Source organism: Streptomyces sp. B5E4 (assembly GCF_039871555.1).
In the GTDB taxonomy this organism is placed as follows: Bacteria; Actinomycetota; Actinomycetes; order Streptomycetales; family Streptomycetaceae; genus Streptomyces.
In genome coordinates this window covers 355,401-376,464 of record NZ_JBDPMI010000001.1, presented here as the reverse complement: position 1 = coordinate 376,464, position 21,064 = coordinate 355,401, and the positions used below count along the sequence as shown (strand labels likewise).

General features: G+C 71.2%; 16 protein-coding genes. 2 read left to right on the top strand and 14 right to left on the bottom strand.

Going from position 1 to position 21,064, the window contains the following annotated elements:
* Positions 1-22: 22 nt before the first annotated feature.
* From ABGA99_RS01500 to ABGA99_RS01485, 4 genes are all read right to left on the bottom strand, one after another.
* Entirely contained in the window at positions 23-1,357 is a 1,335-nt protein-coding gene (locus ABGA99_RS01500) for a sugar ABC transporter permease (protein ID WP_347576071.1), read from the bottom strand.
* Positions 1,354-2,145, bottom strand: coding sequence for an ATP-binding cassette domain-containing protein (locus tag ABGA99_RS01495; RefSeq protein ID WP_347576072.1), 792 nt, complete (start codon positions 2,143-2,145; stop codon positions 1,354-1,356). The genes ABGA99_RS01500 and ABGA99_RS01495 overlap by 4 nt, the downstream gene beginning before the upstream one ends.
* A 120-nt stretch (positions 2,146-2,265) precedes the next feature.
* On the bottom strand, positions 2,266-3,375 hold the full coding sequence (locus ABGA99_RS01490) for a sugar ABC transporter substrate-binding protein (protein ID WP_347576073.1): 1,110 nt from the start codon (positions 3,373-3,375) through the stop codon (positions 2,266-2,268).
* Between the two features lie 130 nt (positions 3,376-3,505).
* A complete protein-coding gene (locus ABGA99_RS01485; RefSeq protein ID WP_347576134.1) occupies positions 3,506-4,711 on the bottom strand; it encodes an ROK family transcriptional regulator in 1,206 nt (401 codons plus the stop codon).
* Between the two features lie 478 nt (positions 4,712-5,189).
* On the opposite strand from ABGA99_RS01485, the gene ABGA99_RS01480 reads away from it, so the two are divergent.
* Complete coding sequence (locus ABGA99_RS01480) at positions 5,190-5,807, top strand: hypothetical protein (RefSeq protein ID WP_347581989.1); 618 nt, start codon at positions 5,190-5,192, stop codon at positions 5,805-5,807.
* Positions 5,798-6,832: a hypothetical protein gene (locus ABGA99_RS01475; RefSeq protein WP_347581988.1), complete on the top strand. Its 1,035-nt coding sequence runs from the start codon at positions 5,798-5,800 to the stop codon at positions 6,830-6,832. Before ABGA99_RS01480 ends, ABGA99_RS01475 begins: the two co-directional genes overlap by 10 nt.
* A gap of 81 nt (positions 6,833-6,913) precedes the next feature.
* Here the strand turns inward: ABGA99_RS01475 and ABGA99_RS01470 are convergent, their stop codons facing one another.
* The 10 genes from ABGA99_RS01470 to ABGA99_RS01425 form a co-directional block, all read right to left on the bottom strand.
* Entirely contained in the window at positions 6,914-7,843 is a 930-nt protein-coding gene (locus ABGA99_RS01470) for a carbohydrate ABC transporter permease (protein WP_347581987.1), read from the bottom strand.
* 36 nt (positions 7,844-7,879) lie between these two features.
* Positions 7,880-8,911, bottom strand: a complete 1,032-nt coding sequence (locus ABGA99_RS01465; protein WP_347581986.1) for a sugar ABC transporter permease — start codon at positions 8,909-8,911, stop codon at positions 7,880-7,882.
* Between the two features lie 44 nt (positions 8,912-8,955).
* The gene (gene ngcE / locus ABGA99_RS01460) at positions 8,956-10,377 is read right to left on the bottom strand and encodes an N-acetylglucosamine/diacetylchitobiose ABC transporter substrate-binding protein (protein WP_347581985.1); all 1,422 of its coding nucleotides are present in this window, start codon (positions 10,375-10,377) and stop codon (positions 8,956-8,958) included.
* Between the two features lie 461 nt (positions 10,378-10,838).
* Complete coding sequence (gene acnA / locus ABGA99_RS01455) at positions 10,839-13,553, bottom strand: aconitate hydratase AcnA (protein ID WP_347576137.1); 2,715 nt, start codon at positions 13,551-13,553, stop codon at positions 10,839-10,841.
* A gap of 172 nt (positions 13,554-13,725) precedes the next feature.
* On the bottom strand, positions 13,726-14,550 hold the full coding sequence (locus tag ABGA99_RS01450; RefSeq protein ID WP_347576081.1) for an SAM-dependent methyltransferase: 825 nt from the start codon (positions 14,548-14,550) through the stop codon (positions 13,726-13,728).
* 86 nt (positions 14,551-14,636) lie between these two features.
* Positions 14,637-16,244, bottom strand: a complete 1,608-nt coding sequence (locus tag ABGA99_RS01445; RefSeq protein WP_347576082.1) for a hypothetical protein — start codon at positions 16,242-16,244, stop codon at positions 14,637-14,639.
* A complete protein-coding gene (locus ABGA99_RS01440) occupies positions 16,231-18,279 on the bottom strand; it encodes an ATP-binding protein (protein ID WP_347576083.1) in 2,049 nt (682 codons plus the stop codon). Before ABGA99_RS01440 ends, ABGA99_RS01445 begins: the two co-directional genes overlap by 14 nt.
* Positions 18,280-18,315: 36 nt before the next feature.
* A complete protein-coding gene (locus ABGA99_RS01435; RefSeq protein ID WP_347576084.1) occupies positions 18,316-19,212 on the bottom strand; it encodes a hypothetical protein in 897 nt (298 codons plus the stop codon).
* Between the two features lie 154 nt (positions 19,213-19,366).
* Complete coding sequence (locus tag ABGA99_RS01430; protein ID WP_347576085.1) at positions 19,367-19,765, bottom strand: RidA family protein; 399 nt, start codon at positions 19,763-19,765, stop codon at positions 19,367-19,369.
* Positions 19,766-19,845: 80 nt separating this feature from the next.
* Positions 19,846-21,015 carry an acyl-CoA dehydrogenase family protein gene (locus ABGA99_RS01425; protein ID WP_347576086.1) on the bottom strand — a complete coding sequence of 390 codons (1,170 nt, stop codon included), beginning with the start codon at positions 21,013-21,015 and terminating at the stop codon, positions 19,846-19,848.
* Between the last annotated feature and the right edge of the window lie 49 nt (positions 21,016-21,064).

Sequence of the window (21,064 nt, the reverse complement as noted above, 5' to 3'; positions counted from 1 at the left end):
CGGGTGGCGGGCGGGACGCCGGTCAGGCGCGTCCGGCCGTTTTCTGGGTGCGGCGGGAGACGGAGTCGATGACGACCGCCGCCAGCAGCACCGAGCCGGTGATCATGTACTGCACCGGCGCGTCGATGCCCTTGAGCGCCAGGCCCGACTGGATGGACATGATGACCAGCACGCCGAGCAGCGCGGACCAACTGCTGCCGCGGCCGCCGTAGAGGCTGGTGCCGCCGATGACGGCCGCCGCGATGGCGTTCATCAGCAGCGTGCCGCCCCCCGCGCCCTGGTTCGCCGCGGCGATGGTGGAGGCCATGAAGAGGCCGCCGACCGCCGCGAGCGTGCCGGAGACGGAGAAGACGGCGATCCGCATCAGGTCGACGTTGACGCCCGCCCGGCGGCTGGCCTCGACGCTGCCCCCCAGGGCGAAGATCCGCCGGCCGAAGCCGGTGCGGCGCAGCACGAAGTCCGCGCCGACGACCACGACGAGGAAGATGAGCAGCGCCAGCGGCAGGCCCTTGTACTGGTTCAGCACGTAGGCCGGGACGAACGCGAGCACGGCCAGGACGGACGTACGCATCACGATCTCGCTCAGCGGGCGCGACGGCACCCCGGCCGCCTCGCGCCGCTTCGCGCCGAAGTACGCGGCGGCGAAGTAGCCGCAGACGGAGACCGCCGCGAGCCCGTAGGCGGCGGCGACGTCGCTGAAGTAGTACGTGGTGAGCTTGCCGACCACGCCGTCGGAGTCGAGGTTGATGGTGCCGGTGCTGCCCAGGATGTAGAGCATCAGGCCCTGCCAGCCGAGCAGGCCGGCGAGGGTCACGACGAGCGGCGGGACGCCGATCCGGGCGAAGAAGAAGCCGTGGAAGGCGCCGGTCGCGGTGCCGACGAGGACGGCGAGGATGATCGCCGGGACTTCCGGCATCCCCTCCTGGACGGCCAGCACGGCGAAGACCGCGCCGGCGAGACCGCTGACCGAGCCGATCGACAGGTCGATCTCGCCGAGCAGCAGCACGAAGATGATGCCGACGGCTATCAGTCCGGGCCCGGCGATGTCGATGGAGATGTTCGACAGGTTCTGCGCGGACAGGAAGGCGTCGTCCATACCCTGGAAGACCGCCATGATGATGATCAGGCCGACGATGACCGGGACGGAGCCCAGCTCGCCACCGCGCATACGGCGCTTGAACTCGGTCAGATAGCCGGCGAAGCCCTGCTCGCGGACGAGCAGCCGCGGGTCGACGGCGGTGACGGCCCCCTGGGCGACGCCGGGCGAGGAGTCGGCGGCCGGGGTGTCGGCGGACGGGGTGGACTTCGCGAGGTCGGTCTTCGCGGAGTCCTCTTTCTCGATCCCCTCGGTGCTCACTTCGATGCCTCCGCACTTCCGCGCGCCGAGCGGCGCGTCACGGCGTTGTCCGTGGCGCCCGTGATGGCGGCGACGATCTCTTCCTGCGTCGTGGTCGCGACGTCGAAGACGCCGTTGTTGCGGCCGAGGCGCAGCACGGCGACCCGGTCGGCGACGGCCCTGACGTCCTCCATGTTGTGGCTGATCAGCAGCACGGCGTGGTCGCGCTCGCGCAGCCGCTCGACGAGGTCGAGCACCTGGGCGGTCTGCTCGACGCCGAGGGCGGCGGTGGGCTCGTCGAGGATGACGAGCTTGGGGTCGCCGAGGAGCGAGCGGGCGATGGCCACGGTCTGCCGCTGGCCGCCGGAGAGGGACGCGGTGGGGATACGGACGCTGGGGATGCGGATGGACAGGGTGGTGAGCAGCTCGCGGGAGCGGCGCTCCATCTCGACCTCGTCCAGGACGCCGACGGTGCGGATCTCCTGGCCGAGGAAGAGGTTGCCGACGACGTCGAGGTTGTCGCAGAGCGAGAGGTCCTGGTAGACGGTGGCGATGCCCAGGTTCTGGGCGTCGTGCGGCTTGTGGATACGAACGGGGCGGCCGCCCCACTCGATGGTGCCGTCGTCGATGGCGTGGACGCCGGCGACGGTCTTGACGAGAGTGGACTTTCCGGCGCCGTTGTCGCCGACGAGGGCGACCACTTCACCGGCGCGGACCTCGAGATCGACGTCGGTGAGTGCCTGGACGGCACCGAACCGCTTCGAGATCCCGCGCAACGCCAGCACGGGCGTAGCGGACACGTGAACCATCTCCTACAGGGGGATAGGCGTGGACAAGAGGAGGGCCCGGGTGCCCGGGGCCCCGCCGGCAGCGGGAGTTGGGGTGGCGGGTCCCCGGGCACACGGGTGGCTGGTGGCCGGCTCAGCGGCTCACTGCAGGCCGGCGTCCTTGCAGGCGGAGGCGAACTTGCCCGCGCAGATCTCCTCGATCGTCCACAGGCCGTCCTTGACGACCGTCTCCTTGATGTTGTCCGTGGTCAGCGCGATCGGGTCGATGAGCACGGCGGGCACGCCCTGCTCGGACTCGCTGTCCACGGTGCTGGTCGCGACGGAGTCGATCTTCTCTCCGCGGGCCAGCTTGACCGCCATCTCGGCGGCGGCGTCGGCCTCCGGCTTGTACGGCTTGTAAACGCTCATGTACTGCTCGCCGGTGACGATGCGCTGCACGCCCGCCAGCTCCGCGTCCTGGCCGGTGACCGGCGGCAGGGGGTCGAAGTCGGCGGCCTTCAGGGCGGTGATGGCGCCGCCCGCCATGCCGTCGTTGGCGGCGTAGACACCGATGATCTTGTCTTTGCCGACCGAGGAGATGGCGCCCTTCATGTCGGAGTTGGCGTTCTCCGGCTTCCACTCCTTGACGTCGTACTCCTTGCCGACGTTGACCTTGCCGTCGAGGACGGAGTGCGCGCCCTCCTTGAACATCGCGGCGTTCGGGTCGGTGACGGAGCCGTTGAGCATGACGACTTCGCCGTCCTTGGCTCCGTCGCCGAGGGCCTCCAGCAGGGACTCGGCCTGGACCTGGCCGACCTTGTTGTTGTCGAAGGAGGTGTACCCGCTGATCGGGCCCTCGGCGAGGCGGTCGTAGGCGACGACGGGGATGCCGGCCTCGTCCGCGGCCTTGACGCCGGAGGCGATCGACTTGTAGTCGACGGCGTCCAGGATCAGGGCGTCGACCTCCTGCGTGATCATGGTGTCGACCTGCTGCTGCTGGGTCGTCGCGTCCTGCTTGGCGTTGTTGTAGATGACCTTGGTGCCGGGGGCCAGCTCTTCGATCTTCTTCTCGATCAGCGGCCGGTCGAAGTCCTCGTAGCGCGCGGTCTGGTCCTCCGGCAGGAGGAGACCTATCGTCAACGGCCCGTCGTTCTTCTTGTCGCCGCTGTCGGAGTCGTTGTCGGCCTCATCGGCGCTGCCACAGGCCGCGATGCCGACGGTCATGGTTACGGCGGCCAGTGCGACTGCCGCACGGCGCAGATAGGTGTGCACGGTCGAACCTCCCTGACGTGGCCGCGCCTTCGCGGCCGAGGTGTGAGGTAGTCAACTCGCCCGTAACCATGCCGTCAAGAAGTAAATGCTTAACGAGAAGGATACGATCTCCTGGTTTCTCTATGTGAACTCATCCCTCTGTGAGAACGGGGGCGAGGGCCGGCACGGCGCCGTCAAGGATCGAACGGTCGCCCATCTCGCTCAGCACCAGAGCCAGCGCCCCGAGCACCTCCGCGCGGCTGCCCAGCGCCCCGGAGGCCAGGTCGAGCTGGCGGGCGGCGCTGGGGATCGCGTAGCGCGCGACGGACTCCCCTATGGGCTGGAGGATCAGCTCCCCGGCCTCGGCGAGGTCGCCGCCGAGGACCACCCGGCTGGGGTTGAGCAGGTTGCACAGGCTGGCCACGCCGCTGCCGATGTGCCGGCCGACGTCGGCGATCACCCGGCGGCAGCCGGGGTCGCCGTCCCGCGCGAGCTGCACCATGCGCTCCACGGTCAGCCCGGGGCCGTGGCTGGCCTCCAGCAGGCCGAGGATGTAGCGGCCGGCGGTGAAGGTCTCCAGGCAGCCGCGGTTGCCGCAGCGGCAGACGGGCCCGGACTCGTCCAGCGTGATGTGGCCTATCTCGCCCGCCGTGCCGCCGGGGCCGCGGTAGAGCTGGCCGTTGATCACCAGGCCGGCGCCGACGCCGCTGGCGACCTTGATGTACGCCACGTCCTTGGCGCCCCGGCCGCTGCCCCAGACCAGCTCGCCGAGGGCGCCGAGGTTCGCGTCGTTGTCGACGTAGACCGGGACGCCGAGGCGGGACTGCAGGTCGTCACGCGGGTTCGTGCCGGTCCAGCCCGGCAGGATGGAGGTGGAGCCCAGCACACCGGTCTCGGTGTCTATCGGCCCGGGCACCCCGAGGCCGACGCCGACGACCTTGTCCGCGGGCACGTCCGTGGCCCCCACCAGGCGGCTCACCAGCGCCTCCGCGCGGTCCAGGCCCTGGGTGGCGGAGGCGTCCACGTCGATCGGCTCGGACTCCTCGGCCAGCACCTGGTGCGCCAGGTTGCCCACGGCCACCCGCAGGTGCGTGTGCCCGAAGTCGACCCCGACGACGATCCCGGCGTCCCCGCTCAGCGACACCGCACGCGCGCGCCGCCCGCCCGCGGAGGTGGGCGTGACGCTGACCGTGCCGCTCTCCTGCAGCTCCCGGACGATGTTGGAGACCGTCGCGGCGGACAGCCCGGTGCTCCGCGCGATCTGCGCCTGCGTGAGCGAACCGGACAGTCGCACGGCGCGCACGACGCGCTCAAGGTTTGCCCGGTGCAGCGAGGACTGCGAGCCCGGAGTCTCCACGGCCATCCACTCCTGGTTCGGCGGGCGACACGACGGCCCCCCACCTCCCGGGCCACGCCGATGGGACCCGGATCGCCTACAACTTGTGAAGTCTAGGCTCGACGGCCATGGTTACCGCCGTCAAGACCTTGACGGCGTGACTATTCCGTAACCCGCACACATCCACGGTACCGGGCCGGTACCGCCGCCCCGCGCGCCCGGACCTCCGGCGGAGCGATCAGGGTCGGCCACCGCCCGCCCCGGGCCCGGCGGCGCCCGGCGGGCCGCGTGCCCACGTAACGGCTGTGTCGCGAACTGGCAGCAGCCGGTGGTCCGTCCGGGACGTGGCTCGATAACGTTGCTCCGAACATGACGCGCGGGGGACGCACGACCGCTCGTGAGACCGGATTCTCCGAGCCCCGACCGGACCGCTCCCTGCCGCAGTCAGCCTGACGACGCTGGGAGTTGGTCATCGATGCGGCACCGCACCCTCGGCCGGGTGACGGCCACAGCCCTCGGCGCGGCGCTGCTGCTCACCGCCTGCGGGGGCTCCGACGACGGTGGCGGAGACGAGATCGTCGGCGCGGAGAAGAACAACTCCGTATCCCCCACCGCCCCCGCGGAAGAGGACCCGGACGCCCCCGTCTTCGACTTTCCCGACGACCTCAAGGCCGACGTGGAGCCCGCGGACACCGGCGACGAGAAGAAGGACGCGGTGCTGCGCGACCAGGGCTACGCGCTCAGCGCCATGGTGGAGAGCTACGGGCAGCAGAAGGCCACGGCCAACTTCGAGCGGTACTGGCAGGATCCGGCCTACACGACCTACGTGCAGGACTTCGAGCGCTTCGCCGACGAGGGGCAGCGCATCGCGGGTACCGGGCGGTACTTCGACCGCGAGGTCAAGCAGGTCAAGGACGGCAGCGCGCTGGTCGTGTTCTGCGAGGACCAGAGCGACGGCTACGTCGTCGACGCGGAGACCGGCAAGAGCGTGGGCGCGGAGGGCGGCGAGAACGCCGCGGTGATGCGGCTGTACCGGCAGACGCTCACGCGCACGGACGACGGCACCTGGACGGTGGCCGAGTCCGACTGGACGGAAGGGGACGGAACGTGTCGGTGAGATCGGGGAGCGGGGCGGTCGTACGCCGCTCGGGGATGGGCCTCGCGGCGGCGGTCGGGGTGACCGCGATGATGCTGGCCACGACGCAGCCCGCGTACGCGCAGGGCGGCGGCTGGGGCACCGGCGGGGGCGGCGAGTCGGACGGCGGCGACGGCATCGGCGCGTGGACCAGCCAGGTGAAGACCACCTCCACCGGCGGCGACCCCTCCGCCCCGCCGATGACCCCCGTCCAGGGCAACTGGACTCCCCCGCCCTGCTGGAACGAGCCGGTGATGACCTCCGAGGAGATGGCGGAGTGGGGGCCCGGCACCTGGACGCACTCGGAGAGCGCGCAGGCCGACTGGATCCAGGAGTGGGAGGACAAGGAGTGGAACAAGGACAAGGACGGCGCCTGGTGGGCCGTCGTCTACAACCGGGACATGGGCAGGGAAGAGGCGTTCCAGGCGTGTGACATCCTCCAGGGCAACCCCTTCTGGGTGGACGAGGGGGACGTGCCGGAGGACGGCGTGAGCATCAGCCCCGAGATGCTCGCGGAGATCGCCTACAACGCGACCAGGCTGCCCGCCCCGCCGGTGAGGCTGAAGCCGGACCTCGCGCTCCAGAAGGTCAACCTGCCGGTGCACGCCACGTTCCAGAGCGACACCGGGCTTCAGCGGGTGTCGACCACCGCCAGCATCAACCTCCTCGGCGTGGAGTACGCCGCCACCACCGTGGCCACGCCCAAGGAGCTGCGGATCGACGCCGGCACCGAGTACGCGGAGCCGGACTCGTGCACCTACGGCCTCAGCGGCGGCGCGGGCGGGTACGACGTCGACACGGAGGACGCCGGCTGCAACGTGACGTACCGCAAGTCCTCAGGCGAGGGCACCTACCCGCTGGAGGCGTCGCTCACCTGGGAGGTCCACTGGACCGCCTCGGCGAACCCGGACGGCCCGCCGGAGCCGGGCGACCCGCAACTGCCCGAGGGGATGTCCTCCGGCACGTACGACGTGACCGTCAAGGAGATCCAGACGGTCGTACGCTGAGCGCCGCGCGGCGGCCGGTGCGGTGGACCCGCACCGGCCGCCCGGCGCGTCCTACGGCCCCGCGCCCTGGACCACGGCGGCCTACTTCACCGCGCCCGCGGTGAGCCCGGACTGCACCTGGCGCTGGAAGATGATGTACACGATCAGGATCGGCAGCGCCGCCATCACCAGTCCCGCGAAGAGCCTGCCGTAGTCGGAGCGGTAGCCGGCCTGGGCGAAGAGCAGTCCGATGCCCTGGGTGAGCACGTAGTCGTCCTCGTCGCCCTGGTTGAGCGCGAAGGGCAGCACGTACTGGTTCCAGTGCCCGAGGAAGTTGAAGATGCCCACGCTGATCAGGCCGGGTTTCGCCATGGGCAGCATCACCTGGAAGAAGATCCGGGTGTGGGAGGCCCCGTCGATCTCCGCGGCCTCGGAGACCGACGAGGGCAGGGTGCGGAAGAACGTGGTCATGAAGAAGATCGTGAACGGCATGGAGTACGCGATGTACACCATGATCAGCCCGTGCCGGGTGTCGAGCAGGGAGAGGTTCTTCATGACGAAGAACAGCGGCACGAGCGCCATCACCACGGGGAACGCCATGCCGCCGACGAAGGTGAAGTAGACGATGCGCGCGCCCTTGAAGTCGAACCGGGCGAGCACGTACGCGGCCATCGACCCGAAGAGCATGGTCAGCGGCACGGAGATGGCCACGATGAGGAGGGAGTTGGCGGCGTACCGGCCGATGCGCGCCCGGCTCCAGGCGTTGGACCAGTTCGCCCAGTCGATGCTGCTGGGCAGCGCCCACGGGTTGGCCAGGATGTCGCCCGAGTCCTTCAGGGCGTTCATCAGGGCCCACACCAGCGGGCCCGCGGCCAGCACGGTCCACAGGATAAGGAAGCCGTGGGAGAAGACGTTGAGTACGGCGCCTTCGATCTTCTTCCGCGGCTCCAGCAGCGGCGACCGCGACGTGTCGTCCGCCACGTCCGCCTTGTCGAGCGCGGCGGGGCGGTCGGTGGGTTCCGCAGTGGTCATGACCTGGCCTTCCGGATCGTGCTCTGCACTCGATGCTCAGTACTCGATGCGGTCGCGGCGGCGGCCCACGGACAGCGCGGCCACGGCGAGGATCATGGTGAGGATGAACAGCGCGACGCCCATCGCCGCGCCCCGGCCGGCCTGCAACTGGCCGAAGCCGGTGTTCCAGAGGTAGACGCCGAGCACCATGGTGGAGTCGTCGGGTCCGCCCGGTCCCTGGGTGATGATGTTGACGACGGCGAACGACTCCGCGCCGAGCGCCATGATCCCCATGTACACCCAGCCGGTCTGCACGGTGTCGCGGATGAGCGGCAGGGTGATGCGGAAGAAGGTCACCGCCCGGCTGGCGCCGTCCAGCAGGGCGGATTCGTAGATCTCCGTGGGGATCTGCCCGATGGCCGCGGAGAACAGGACCACGAAGAATCCGACCATGGCCCAGCACATCACGATCATCACTGCCCACAGGGCGAAACTCGAGTCCGCCAGCCAACCGCCGTTCGGCGACAGCGCCTCGGGCAGGACGGGGTCGAGCAGGCCGACGTCGGGCTTGAAGATGTAGCCCCACAGCGCCGCGATCACCGCGATGGACAGGGCCTGCGGAAAGAAGTACACGATCTTGTACGTCTTGGCGCCGCGGACCCCGGAGACCGCCTCGCCCTTCTTGTGCCGGCCGCCGACGGTGACCATGAAGGCGAAGAACAGCCCGAGGCTGAGCGTCACGAACGGGACGGCGAGGGCGAGGATCAGGTTGTTGCGGACGGCGGCCCAGAAGGTCGAGTCGTCCAGCAGCCTGGAGTAGTTCTCGAACCCCACCATGTTGAAGTCACTGCTGACTCCGGTCCAGTCGGTGAGCGAGTAGTAGAAGGTCTGGATGAACGGCGAGATGACGAACACCGCGTACAGCCCGAGGGGGACGATGAGGAATCCCGTGACGAAGCGGTACTTGAGGTAGGTCCGGTACCGCGGAGAGCTGCGGAAGCTCGTTGTCCGCGGTTTCTCCGGCACCGGCCGCCGCGCGGCTTCACCGGGCTCCCCGACTTTCGTCGCGGCAAGGCCGTCGTCCGTCATTCCGGCGCCCCCATCTCGCTCGCTCACCGACTGGATCCGCCGATTCAGTGCTTGTACTTCTTGATGCTGTCGTCCTGGGCCGTCTCGTCGGCGATGCCCTGGATCTTGTCGATGGCCTCGGCGGGCTTGATGCCGCCCTTCATCATGTCGCCCCAGACGAAGACGATCTTCTCCCGGTACGGGGTCGGATACCAGTCGGGGAACCGGGGGTTGAGGAAGTTCTCACCGGCGCCGTCGAGGAGCCCGACGGCGGTGGTCAGCCCGGTGCCGAGCTGGAGGCCCTCCTCGGAGCCCTCGACGCAGGCCAGCGACGACACCAGCTCGGTGAAGCCCGCCGCGGACTTCTTGCTCAGCATGTTCCGCAGGAACTCCATGGCGCCCACGGAGTTCTTGCCCTTCGCCGGCACGATGAAGGGCTCGCCCGCCTGCGCCCAGATGGTCTCGAACGGCATCGCGTCGGAGCTGTCGAGGTTCGGCGACGGGGCGACCGCCATCTGGAAGTCGGGGGGCGTGGTGTCCTTGGACTCGTTCTCCACCCACGAGCCGTTCGGGATGAAGATGCAGTTGCCACGCTCGGTCCAGTCGGTCTGGACGTCGGTGTGGGTCTTGCCGGGCGAGTTCTTCAGTACGTAGCCCTTGTCGTACAGCTCGTAGTGCGCCTCCATGACGCCCTTGACGGCGTCGTGCTTCCAGGCGTTGGGTTCGAGGTTGTCGATCGCGTCGAGCACCTCGACGCCGCCGACCTTGCCGATCATCGGCAGCATGCTGAAGCCGAGGTACTGGGGGTAGACGCCGGTGTACGCGAAGCCGGCGATGTTCTGCTTCTTCGCGTCGGCGCAGATGGCGAGCATGTCGTCCCAGGTCTTCGGGTACTCCCAGCCGTTGTCGTCCAGCAGCTTCTGCGAGTACCAGAGCCCGAACACCGAATAGGCGATGTTCATCCGGTAGACCTTCTCGTCACCGTACTGGCCCATCTCGACGGTGCCGTCGCGCAGGGTGTCGCGGACCGTCTTGTTCGGGTCGTCGATGGACGGGGCGTCGAGCAGCGGGGTGAGGTCCGCGAGCTGCCCCTGCGTGATGAGCGCGGGCACGTCCATGGCCTCGTCGCCCGAGTTGTTGATGAGGTCGGGCGGGTCGCCGGCCGCCATGCGGCCCTGGACCTTCGACTGGATCTTCTCCGTCGAGCCGGTCTTCACCTTGCCGAAGTTCTTCTGGTACGCGGTGGCGTCGTCGTCGACGTACTTCGTGCCGAAACCACCGTCGAACATCAGTACTTCGAGTTCGGCGTTCTTGTCCACACCGAGCGGGTTCTTGTCGGTCTTGTCGCCCTTCGCACCGCCGTCGCTGTCGTCGTCGCCACCGCTGGCACACGCCGACAGAGCACTGACGGTGGGGACGGAGATCAGGCCGAGTGCAACGGCCCGCTTGATCAGATCGCGGCGACCGACATGCGAGTTGGATCCCATGCTCAAGTCCTCACTCTCTCCAGGACTCAGGCGGTGTACCGGTCCCCCGTGGGGATGTGCCTCATGGTGCAGGAGCCGATTACCGCGGTCATGTGTTACGTGAGTGGTGCAGGGTGGTGCGCCGGAGGGTGGGGGAGCCGCCGGGTGCGGACAGGTATAGTCCACTCGGCGCCGCCTAATCAAGATCGAATACAAGGTTCACCAAGAGTATTTCCCGACTTGAGACCTGCGGGAAACGCACCCGAGGCCGACCCGCACCCGGTCGGCCGGACCACCCGCCGCGCAACCCCCCGACCGCCATTGGTCCAGCCTTTTGGAGCCCCCGCCCGGCGCCCCGGGAACACCGTCCGCGGCAGCCGGTCCCACCCGTTCGGACCCGTCCGCCGCACAGGCCGGCAAAAGGGCCCCGCGTCCTCCCGGTGGGAGGGCGCGGGGCCGGGTTTGTTCGGGGCCGGTCGCGGTCAGTCGCGGATGAGGGAGCGGAGGACGTACTGGAGGATGCCGCCGTTGCGGTAGTAGTCCGCCTCGCCGGGGGTGTCGATCCGTACCACCGCGTCGAACTCCACGCCGGTGTCCGTGGTCACCTTGACCGTCTCCGGGACGGCACCGTCGTTCAGGGCCGTGATGCCGGTGAAGCCGAAGGTCTCCTCCCCCGTCAGGCCCAGCGACTGCGCCGAGGCGCCCGCGGGGAACTGCAGCGGCAGGACGCCCATGCCGATGAGGTTCGAGCGGTGGATGCGCTCGTACGACTCGGCGATCACCGCGCGGACGCCGAGCAGCGCCGTGCCCTTGGCGGCCCAGTCGCGCGACGAGCCGGAGCCGTACTCCTTGCCCGCCAGCACCACCAGCGGGGTGCCGGCCGCGGCGTAGTTCTGGGCCGCGTCGTAGATGAAGGAGACCGGCGCGTCCGCTCGGGTGAAGTCGCGGGTGTAGCCGCCCTCGGTGCCCGGGGCGATCTGGTTGCGCAGCCGGATGTTGGCGAAGGTGCCGCGGATCATGACCTCGTGGTTGCCGCGGCGGGAGCCGTAGCTGTTGAAGTCGCGGCGGGTCACGCCGTGCTCGGTGAGGTACTGGCCCGCCGGGGTGTCGGCCTTGATGGCACCGGCCGGCGAGATGTGGTCGGTGGTGACCGAGTCGCCGAGCAGGGCCAGCACCCGGGCGCCCGCGATGTCCTCGACCGGCGCCGGGTCCATGCCCATGCCGTCGAAGTACGGGGGCTTGCGCACGTAGGTGGACTCGGCGTCCCAGGCGAAGGTGTCGCCCGTCGGGATCGGCAGCGCCTGCCACTGCGCGTCACCGGCGAAGACGTCCTGGTACGACTCGGTGAACATCTCCTCGCCGATCGCGGCGGCGACGACCTGCTCGACCTCCTGCTCGCTGGGCCAGATGTCCTTCAGGTAGACCGGCTTGCCCTCCTTGTCCGTGCCCAGCGGCTCGCGGGTGATGTCGGTCTTCATGGTGCCCGCGAGCGCGTACGCGACGACCAGCGGCGGCGACGCCAGGTAGTTCATCTTCACGTCGGGGTTGATCCGGCCCTCGAAGTTCCGGTTGCCGGAGAGCACCGAGGTGACGGCCAGGTCGTGCTCGTTGACGGCCTTGGAGATCTCCTCCGGCAGCGGTCCGGAGTTGCCGATGCAGGTGGTGCAGCCGTAGCCGACGAGGTTGAAGCCGAGCTTGTCCAGGTACGGGGTGAGGCCGGCCCGGTCGTAGTAGTCCATGACGACCTTGGAGCCCGGTGCGAGCGTGGTCTTCACCCACGGCTTGCGGGTCAGGCCCTTCTCCACCGCCTTCTTCGCCAGCAGCGCCGCGCCGACCATGACGGACGGGTTGGAGGTGTTGGTGCAGGAGGTGATGGCAGCCACGGTGACGGCGCCGTGGTCGATCTCGTACGTCGTGCCGTCGGGCGCGGTCACCGGGGTGACGCGGGTCGGTACGCCGTTGGAGGAGGCGGGGGCGTCGGAGGCGGGGAAGGACTCCTTGCCCGGCTCGTCGGCGTCCTCGACGTAGTTGCGCACGTCGAGGCGGAACTGCTCGGCGGCCTTCGACAGCTCGATGCGGTCCTGCGGGCGCTTCGGCCCGGCGAGCGACGGCACCACCGTGGCGAGGTCCAGCTCCAGGTACTCGGAGTACTCCGGCTCGTGCGCCGGGTCGTGCCACAGGCCCTGGGCCTTGGCGTACTCCTCGACCAGGGCGAGCTGCTGCGCGTCGCGGCCGGTGAGCTTCAGGTACGTGAGGGTCTCGGCGTCGATCGGGAAGATCGCGGCGGTGGAGCCGAACTCCGGCGACATGTTGCCGATCGTCGCCCGGTTGGCCAGCGGGATCTGGGAGACGCCGGCGCCGTAGAACTCGACGAACTTGCCGACGACGCCGTGCTTGCGCAGCATCTCGGTGATGGTCAGCACCAGGTCGGTGGCGGTGGTGCCGGTGGGCAGCTCGCCGGTGAGCTTGAAGCCGACGACGCGCGGGATGAGCATCGAGACGGGCTGGCCGAGCATCGCCGCCTCGGCCTCGATGCCGCCGACGCCCCAGCCGAGCACGCCGAGACCGTTGACCATGGTGGTGTGGCTGTCGGTGCCGACGAGGGTGTCGGGGTACGCCTTGCCGTCGCGGACCATGACGACGCGGGCCAGGTGCTCGATGTTCACCTGGTGCACGATGCCGGTGCCGGGCGGGACGACCTTGAACTCGTCGAACGCGGTCTGGCCCCAGCGCAGGAACTGGTAGCGCTCGCGGTTGCGCCCGTACTCCAGCTCCACGTTGACCTGGAAGGAGTCCGGAGTGCCGAACTTGTCGGCGATCACGGAGTGGTCGATGACCAGCTCGGCCGGGGCCAGCGGGTTGATCCGGGCGGCGTCGCCGCCCAGGTCCTTGACGGCCTCGCGCATGGTGGCGAGGTCGACGACGCAGGGGACGCCGGTGAAGTCCTGCATGATCACGCGGGCCGGCGTGAACTGGATCTCCCGGCTCGGCTGCGCCTGGGAGTCCCAGCCGCCCAGGGCCCGGATGTGGTCGGCGGTGATGTTCGCGCCGTCCTCGGTGCGGAGCAGGTTCTCCAGCAGCACCTTCAGGCTGTACGGCAGCCGGGCGGCACCGGTCACCTTGTCCAGCCGGAAGATCTCGTACGACTCGCCGCCCACCTGCAGCGTGCTGCGGGCGTCGAAGCTGTTCGCCGACACGACAGTCTCCTTCGTCATTCGCGTTCCACCGCAATCCTGCCGCTACGTCCGAAGCGGGGCGACTTGAGGGTGGCACCTTCGGCAGATATCTCGATGTCGAGATAAACCTTACTCCATGGCTCCGCCGGGGTGCCCACCCGTGTCGCGTACCCGGGCCGGCGCGGCTTACGGGTCAGTCCGGTTTGCGGGCCACGCCGCCGTACATCGCGATGTGCGAGTTCGGCACCGACGCGCCGATGCCGTCGGGCCGCCAGTGGTGGACCAGCGTCACACCCGGGTCGATCGGCTCCAGGCCCGCGAAGAACCGCTCCGCCTCGGCGCGGTCGCGGATCTGCAGCGGGATGCCGCGCGCGTTGTACTCGCGGCCGACGCCCGCGACGCGTTCCGGGTCGGTGTCGCCGGTGAAGACGGTCAGCGCCAGGAAGCTGCCCGGCGCCAGCGCGCGCAGCAGCCGCGCGACGATGCCCTGCGGGTCGTCCTCGTCGAGGATGAAGTGGACGATGGCGATGAGCGACAGCGCGACGGGCCGGTCGAGGTCGAGCACCCTGCGCAGTTGGGGGTCGCCGAGGATGGACCCGGGATCGCGCAGGTCGGCCTGGATGTAGCCGGTCCTGCCCTGCTTGGTGCTCTGCAGCAGCGCGCGGGCGTGGGCGAGGACGATGGGGTCGTTGTCCACGTACACCACCCGGCACTCCGGGGCGACCTCCTGGGCCACCTCGTGGAGGTTCGGCGACGTCGGTATGCCGGTGCCGATGTCCAGGAACTGCCGTACGCCGTAGTCGCGGGCCAGCGTCCTGGTGACCCGGTGCATGAACACCCGGGTCTGCTTCATGGAGGTCGGCAGGCTGGGCCAGGCCCGCACCGAGGCGTCGCCCGCGGCGCGGTCGGGGGCGTAGTTGTCCTTGCCGCCGAGGAGGTAGTCGTAGACCCGCGCGGAGTGCGGGCGGTCGGTGTGCAGGTCCATCTCGGGCCCGTCGTCGCCGGGTAAGAGGTTCATGAAGTGCGGTCACCTTTCGCGTCGTACGTCATCGTCCGTCCCGTCGTACGCCCTGGTACGCCGCCGTCTCCCCCGGTACGCCCTCGTCAGGCCGGGCACGTGCCGTCCGGGCCCTGGAACGTCCGGTAGAGCCGCGGCCGGTCCGCGCCCTCCGGGCGCGGGTACTCGATGATCGGAACCGGCTTGCACACCGGCCAGTTGTCCTTCTCCACGTCGAAGCCGAACATCCCGCTGGCACCGCGCACGCACTCCTGGCAGGGGTCACCGCCCGAGACCACCTTCATGTTGATGACGGTGTTGTAGACGTCGAGCTTGGACGGCAGCCGGTCCGACTCGTCGCCCCCGTCCGGCCGCAGGTCCTCCAGCGCGGTGGACACGGCCTGCGCGAGGACGACGAAGGCGTCGTGGTGCATGATCGCGTAGCCGTCGTTCAGTGCCTCGCCCGGCAGCCCGCTGACCTTCGCGAACCCCTCGGCGAAGGTGACGAAGCGCTCGCCCGTCCCCTCGCCCGCCCGCCACGACGGCGCGTCGGTCGCCGAGGCGCCGACCGTGACCACCCGCGCCTCGGCCATGTCCTCACCCACCCGCTTGCCCGTCAGCCCGTCCGGCAGACCGGTCGCCACGCGCAGGATACGTATCTCGGCGTCGAAGTCGTCGCACTCCGGCTCGTCGGACAACTGGGTGATCAGGTGCGGCAGATCGGAGTCGCGGCCGGCGTAGAAGACCGTGTCGGCCTCCAGCCGGCAGATGCCCCGCGCGGCCGGGGAGAAGCGGCGCGGCGCGCCCTCGTAGTTGCCCATGATGCCGACGTAGGACGAGTTGCGGTTCTCCAGCTGGTACTCCTCGCCGAACACCGCACGCATGTTCTCGCGGGTGTTGGTGACGTAGTCGTCCTCCTCGCGCGAATCCCAGACGAGGTAGCCGGAGGGCTTGCCGGGGTTCCGCCCCGGGTGCTGTTCGAGGTAGTCGGCGAGGGCGGCGACGGACTCGGTGTTGGACGGCGCCGTCTTGAACAGGGTGTCGGCCCTGATCTGCGGCGAGCTGAGTACGCCGCTGACGGCCGGGATGTCCGCCTTCGACAGGGCCACGGCGGCGTCCTCGGTGTCCTGCTCGCTGTTGGGCAGGCCGATCACCCCGACGAGCGGGGAGTCCTGCTCGGCCGGTGCCCTCTTCGCGGTGAGCGCGGTGAGGTCCTCGACGGCCGGCCGCCACTGCGAGAGGTCCTTGCCGACGTTGGCCAGCAGCAGCTGGTAGTTGAGGTCCTCGCCGCCGCGGTTGGCCGCGAGCTGTGCGGTGAGCACCCCGGCGATGCTGTTCTCCACGACCTCAGGGGTCATGGCGCTGGACTCGGTGGAGTTGAAGGGCAGCATGACCGCGATGCGCACGTACGGCTCCTCCCGCTCCTCCCACAGGTCGCGCGTCCTGGTGTTCTCCTGCCCGATCCGCCGTACGAGCTCCGCTATCCGCTCGTCCGGCCCGTCCGCGCCCGGCTCGAAGGCCGGCGACTCGGCGGTGGCGTCGGCGACGCCGACGCACTCCTCGCCGTTCGCCGACTCCACGAGCCCGTCGCCGCAGTCCCCTTCGCCCCCGAGGCCGAGGACCACCAGCACGGTCGCCGCGGTGATCGCCGCGACGGTCAGCAACCCCAGGATCGCCTTCTCCGCGCGGCCCAGCGGCCGGCTAAGGAATGGCATGGCCCCTCCCCTCCTCGCCGCCCTCGCGGCGGCCCACGGCCGAGTCCGGCGTGCGTAGTTCCTTGAGCGCCGCCGGCCAGTCCTGCGACGCGGAGTACAGCGCCCTGCCGCCCGTGGGGTGCTCGAACGACAGGAAGTCCAGCTCCCGCCCGATCCGGGCGCACAGGTGCGCGTCCGGTACGGACAGCGGGTCGGCGGCGTACCACACGGCGTGCAGCAGCCGGTTGACGGACCGGGCGAGGGAGTCGGTGCCGGCGAACGTGTCGTCCCGCTCGCCCGACGCCGTCGCCCGGCACACGTCGGCCCAGGCGGGATCGGGCGGGTGCGGGGCGGTGGCGATGTGCCACAGGTCGGCGAGCCAGCGGTCCGTCGCCGGGCGGTGGAGAACCGCGGTGAGCCAGCGCGCGGGTTCACCGGGGCTGCCCGCGGCCAGCTCGTGGTGCCGGGCGGTGGCGTGCTCGCCGCGGTCCTCGTGGTGTCCGCGCAGCAGCCGGTGCAGGTCCGCCCAGGGCTGCGGCGGGTTCGTCGCCTCCGCCGGGCGGCGGCGCAGCTCGTTGACGAGCACGGCGCGCAGGAAGTCGTCGGCCACGAACGGGCCGGCGGTCTGCGGCCACCGTGCGGCGCGCAGGTGGCTGCGTACCTCCTCGACGGCGCCGATCTGGTGGTCGCGGGTCAGATACGCGCCGGCCAGCACCCGGGCGGCGGCCGCGTCGTGCGCGACGGACAGCAGCACGAGGTATCCGCTCAGCGCCGCGTCGGGGACGAGTGCGGCGAGCATCCGCTCCGTGACGTGCTCCCCCGCGAGCCGCAAGCGGGTCAGCTCGTGGGTCTCGATGGCAGCCGGATCCGGCGCGGCGTCGAGGGCGTCGTAGAAGATCCGGCAGCCCAGCGGGCTGCCGCCGGTGAACCGGTGCACGGCGCGGGCCACTTCCTGGCGGACCGCCCGCTCCTCTCCGACGTGCATCATCGACAGCAGCTCGTCGGGGTCCAGGGGCGGCAGCGGCAGGGTGACGAGCCCGGCGGCCGGGTCGCCCGGCTCGCCGCCGCGGCGCCACTCGCGCAGCCCGGGGACGTTCGCGGCGGTCCAGCGGGCCGCGCCGGCGAACCGGTCGCCGCGCGGCTCGCCGAGGGCGGCGGCGACCACGACGAGCGGGTCGGGCCGCTCGCCGGCGGCGACGCGCCGGGCGAGCAGCAGGTCGAGCAGGTCGGCGCCGGCGGGGGTGTGGACGTTGTCGAGGAGGGCCAGCGGCCGGGGCGCGGCGTTGAGGTGCCGCCATCCCGTGTACGCGGCGCGCAGATCCTCCAGCAGCGCCTCGACCAGGTGCACCTCGATGCGGCGCTGCATGCCCTCGCCGAGGTGGAAGGCGCGGCACAGCGCGGTGAGGACGTGGTTGTCGTCCTGCTGCGAGGTGGGCACGTCCGACAGGCCGTCGTACCACTGGCGCACCGCCCGGTTCTCCCGGAAGCCGAGGTACCGGTCGGTGAAGAGGTGGACGCTCGCGGCGGCGACCGGGCCCAGCTCGTCGGTGCCCCAGCCGCCGATGCGGTCGAGGACGTCGCCGGGCCAGTTGCGGGCCCGCTCCGGGTCCTTCTCCAGCCCGCAGTCGGTGAGCAGCGCCTCGATGCGCTCGCGGGCGCACGCCTGCTCGTCCAGCTCGCCGCGGTGCCAGGCGCTGACGGCCACCAGGCCGGTGAGGAGCCGGGGCAGCCGCAGCCGGCCGAAGCCGGGGCAGTGACCGCTCAGGCCACGGGCCAGGCCGGTCAGCAGCTCGGCGACGGGCGAGGTGTTGGAGACGGCGGCGTCGTCGTCGCGGACGGCGGCGCAGTCGACGACGGCGACGGGCACACGGGCGGCGTACGCCTCGCGCAGCGCGTCCAGCACGGCGGTGCGGCCGCTGCCGTGGCCGCCGTGGAGGAGCACGGCGGGCACCTCGCCGCGCGGCTCCTGTCGTATGGCCTTCCGCTTGCTGTGGTGCAGCCCCACCATGCGGGGCACGAGTTCGTGCAGCACGGCGTCACGTCCGTACAGGGTCAAGCTCCCCTTCCCTCCCGTTGCGCGACGGCGTCCCGGCTACCCGAGCATGCCGCCGAGTTGTCGTGCCGTTTCGAGCAGCATCTGCCGGCCCGTGGTGTCCGGGGCGCTGCCGAGTTCGTGACGCACCCGCTCGAACAGTGCCCGCAGCCGGCGCGGCCGCCCCTCCTCGGCCGCGCGGCGCATGTCGGTCGCATCCCGCAGCAGCAGCCGCAGCCGCTCCTCGTCGAGGCCGAGCGCCGGGCCCCGGTGGACGAGTTCGTCGGCGAGCCTGCCGACGAAGGTGACGGTGCTGTTGCTGACGACGTGGACGTCGCCCTCGACGTTGCCGATGTGGACGGCCGGCGGCGGCCGGTCGCGCTCGCGGCGCAGGAACTCGGCGAGGCCGGTGCCGGAGTGGCCGCAGTCCAGCCCGCGTTCGGTGAGTTTGACCTGCCCGGCCACCACGTCGCCGGAGAGCCCGGCGTCGAGGAGGCCGAGCAGACCGGCCGCGCGTAACGAGCGGGCCGCGGCGAGGACTTCGTCGGCCCTGAGGGCGTCGCCGTGGAAGAAGACGTGGTCGGCCACGAAGAAGTCGCGCAGCAGCAGCGCGTCGTCGCCGCGGTGCTCGAACGCCCAGCGCAGCACCGCGTCCTCGGCATACGCCTGGCGGGCGCCGGGGTCGCGGCGCTCGCGCTCCAGGCGCAGCGCACGCTCGTGGCCCGCGGGGCGGAGCGAGGTGTCGGCGGGGACGTGTTCGGGCCACTGGTGGACGTCCACCAGGCCGCGGTCCGCCAGCGCGGAGATGACGGCGGAGACGCCGAGGGCGGGCTTGTTCTGCTCCAGGCCGAACGCGGCGGTGCGCACGGGCACGTCGGGACGGTGGCCGGATTCCCGCAGCAGCCACAGCAGCAGGCGCGCCTCGTAGCGGCCTAACTCGGGCCGGCTGTGTGCCATCGGCGCGTAACCTCTGTTCTGCGTGCGGCGGTTGGGGGTGCGCACGAATCTACCTACGATGCCGCCCGGTCACCAGTTCGTAGCCGTGTGCAGTCGCCGCACTGCGGCCGTCTCGTAGCAGGACCGCGACCTGCCCGGCGGTTGCGCGCCGGCGTCACGGCAGCACCGCGATGCCGTCCAGCTCGACCAGCGCCTCGGTGTCCCAGAGCCGGGTGACGCCGATGAGCGCCATCGCCGGGTACGTGTCGCCCGCCAGCCGGCGCCAGATGCGGCCCAGTTCCGCGGCGTGGGCGCGGTAGTCCTCGGGGTCGGTGGCGTAGACGGTGACGCGGGTGAGCTGGGCGGGCTCCCCCGCGCACGCGCCGAGCGCGGTGAGGAGATTGCCGAGGGCCTGCTCGAACTGGGCGGGGAGGGTGTCGCCGACGACCCGGCCGGCGCCGTCGAGCGCGGTCTGGCCGGCGAGGAAGACGAGGGTGGAGCCGGTCGCGGTGACGGCGTGGCTGAAGCCGGAGGGGCGGGCGAGGGCGGCGGGGTTGACGCGGTGGACGGACACGGCGGCGGGGGTCCCTTCGGTGGTTCCTGCGGGGCGGAGGGGCGTACGGCGGCGGTGGCCCGCGACCGCAGGCCCTCGGGTCAACGGCGGTACAGCTCCCTGGCGATGATGCTCCGCTGCACCTCCGTCGCCCCCTCGTAGATGCGCGGCGCGCGCACCTCGCGGTACAGGTGCTCCAGCAGATGCCCGGCCTCCAGCGCGCGGGCGCCGTGGATCTGCACCGCCGCGTCGACGGCCGCCTGCGCGGTCTCCGTCGCCAGCAGCTTCGCCATCGCCGCCCGCCGGGCGACGTCCGGCGCGCCCGCGTCGTACGCCGAGGCCGCCGCGTACACCAGCAGCCGGGCCGCCTCGACGCGGGTGGCCGTCTCCGCCAGGGTGTGCCCGACGGACTGCAGATCCTTCAGCGGGCCGCCGAACGCCTCCCGCCGGCCGGCGTGGTCCAGGGCCGCGTCGAGCGCCGCCTGCGCCATGCCGACGGCGAACGCGCCGACGGAGGGGCGGAAGAGGTTGAGCGTCGCCATGGCGGTGCGGAAGCCGCCGTCGACCTCCCCGAGCACGTCGGCGGCGGTGACGGGGACGCCGTCGAAGCGCAGGGTGCCGATGGGGTGCGGGCTGAGCATGGTGAGCGGTTCGCCGGTCAGCCCGGGGCGGTCGGCGGGCACGAGGAAGGCGGTGACGCCGCGGGCGCCGGCGTCCGGCGTGGTGCGGGCGAAGACGGTGGCGACATCGGCCTCCGGCGCGTTGGAGATCCACTTCTTCTCGCCGGTCAGCCGCCAGCGGCCGGGCCCGTCCGGCTCAGCGGCCAGCCGCAGTGCCGCGGCGTCGGAGCCCGCCTCCGGCTCGGTCAGCGCGAACGCGGCGACCGCGCGGCCCGCGGTCACCTCCGGCAGCCAGCGCTCTCGCTGCTCGGGTGTCCCGGCCTGGACGACGGGGTACGCGCCGAGCCCCTGGAGCGCGAGCGCCGTCTCGGCCTCGGTGCACTCACGGGCCAGCGACTCACGCAGCAGGCAGAGCGTGAGCGCAGAGACCGGCCCGGCGGCGGGGAACACCCGGCTCAGCAGGCCGGGTTCGCCGTCGTCACCGGGGGCGCCGAGGGCGGCGAGGAGCGGCCGGTTGACCCGGCCGGGCTCGCCCGCCTCGGCCAGCGGGCGCAGCCGCCGCGCGGCGAACGCGCGCAGCCCGGCGCACCACGCCTGCAGCGCGGGGTCGAGCGCGAAGGGCTGCGGCTTCGGCGATTGCTGCTGCGCCATGCGGGCGCTCCTCTCTCCCGGAGACGTGGCGTCCCGGGTCGGCCCCCGG

Bases quoted from the DNA above. Each gene is read 5' to 3' on its own strand.
- ABGA99_RS01495 (WP_347576072.1), bottom strand. From the start codon at position 2,145: ATGGTTCACGTGTCCGCTACGCCCGTGCTGGCGTTGCGCGGGATCTCG.
- ABGA99_RS01470 (WP_347581987.1), bottom strand. From the start codon at position 7,843: ATGACCACTGCGGAACCCACCGACCGCCCCGCCGCGCTCGACAAGGCG.
- ABGA99_RS01465 (WP_347581986.1), bottom strand. From the start codon at position 8,911: ATGACGGACGACGGCCTTGCCGCGACGAAAGTCGGGGAGCCCGGTGAA.
- ngcE (WP_347581985.1), bottom strand. From the start codon at position 10,377: ATGGGATCCAACTCGCATGTCGGTCGCCGCGATCTGATCAAGCGGGCC.
- ABGA99_RS01450 (WP_347576081.1), bottom strand. From the start codon at position 14,550: ATGAACCTCTTACCCGGCGACGACGGGCCCGAGATGGACCTGCACACC.
- ABGA99_RS01445 (WP_347576082.1), bottom strand. From the start codon at position 16,244: ATGCCATTCCTTAGCCGGCCGCTGGGCCGCGCGGAGAAGGCGATCCTG.
- ABGA99_RS01435 (WP_347576084.1), bottom strand. From the start codon at position 19,212: ATGGCACACAGCCGGCCCGAGTTAGGCCGCTACGAGGCGCGCCTGCTG.
- ABGA99_RS01425 (WP_347576086.1), bottom strand. From the start codon at position 21,015: ATGGCGCAGCAGCAATCGCCGAAGCCGCAGCCCTTCGCGCTCGACCCC.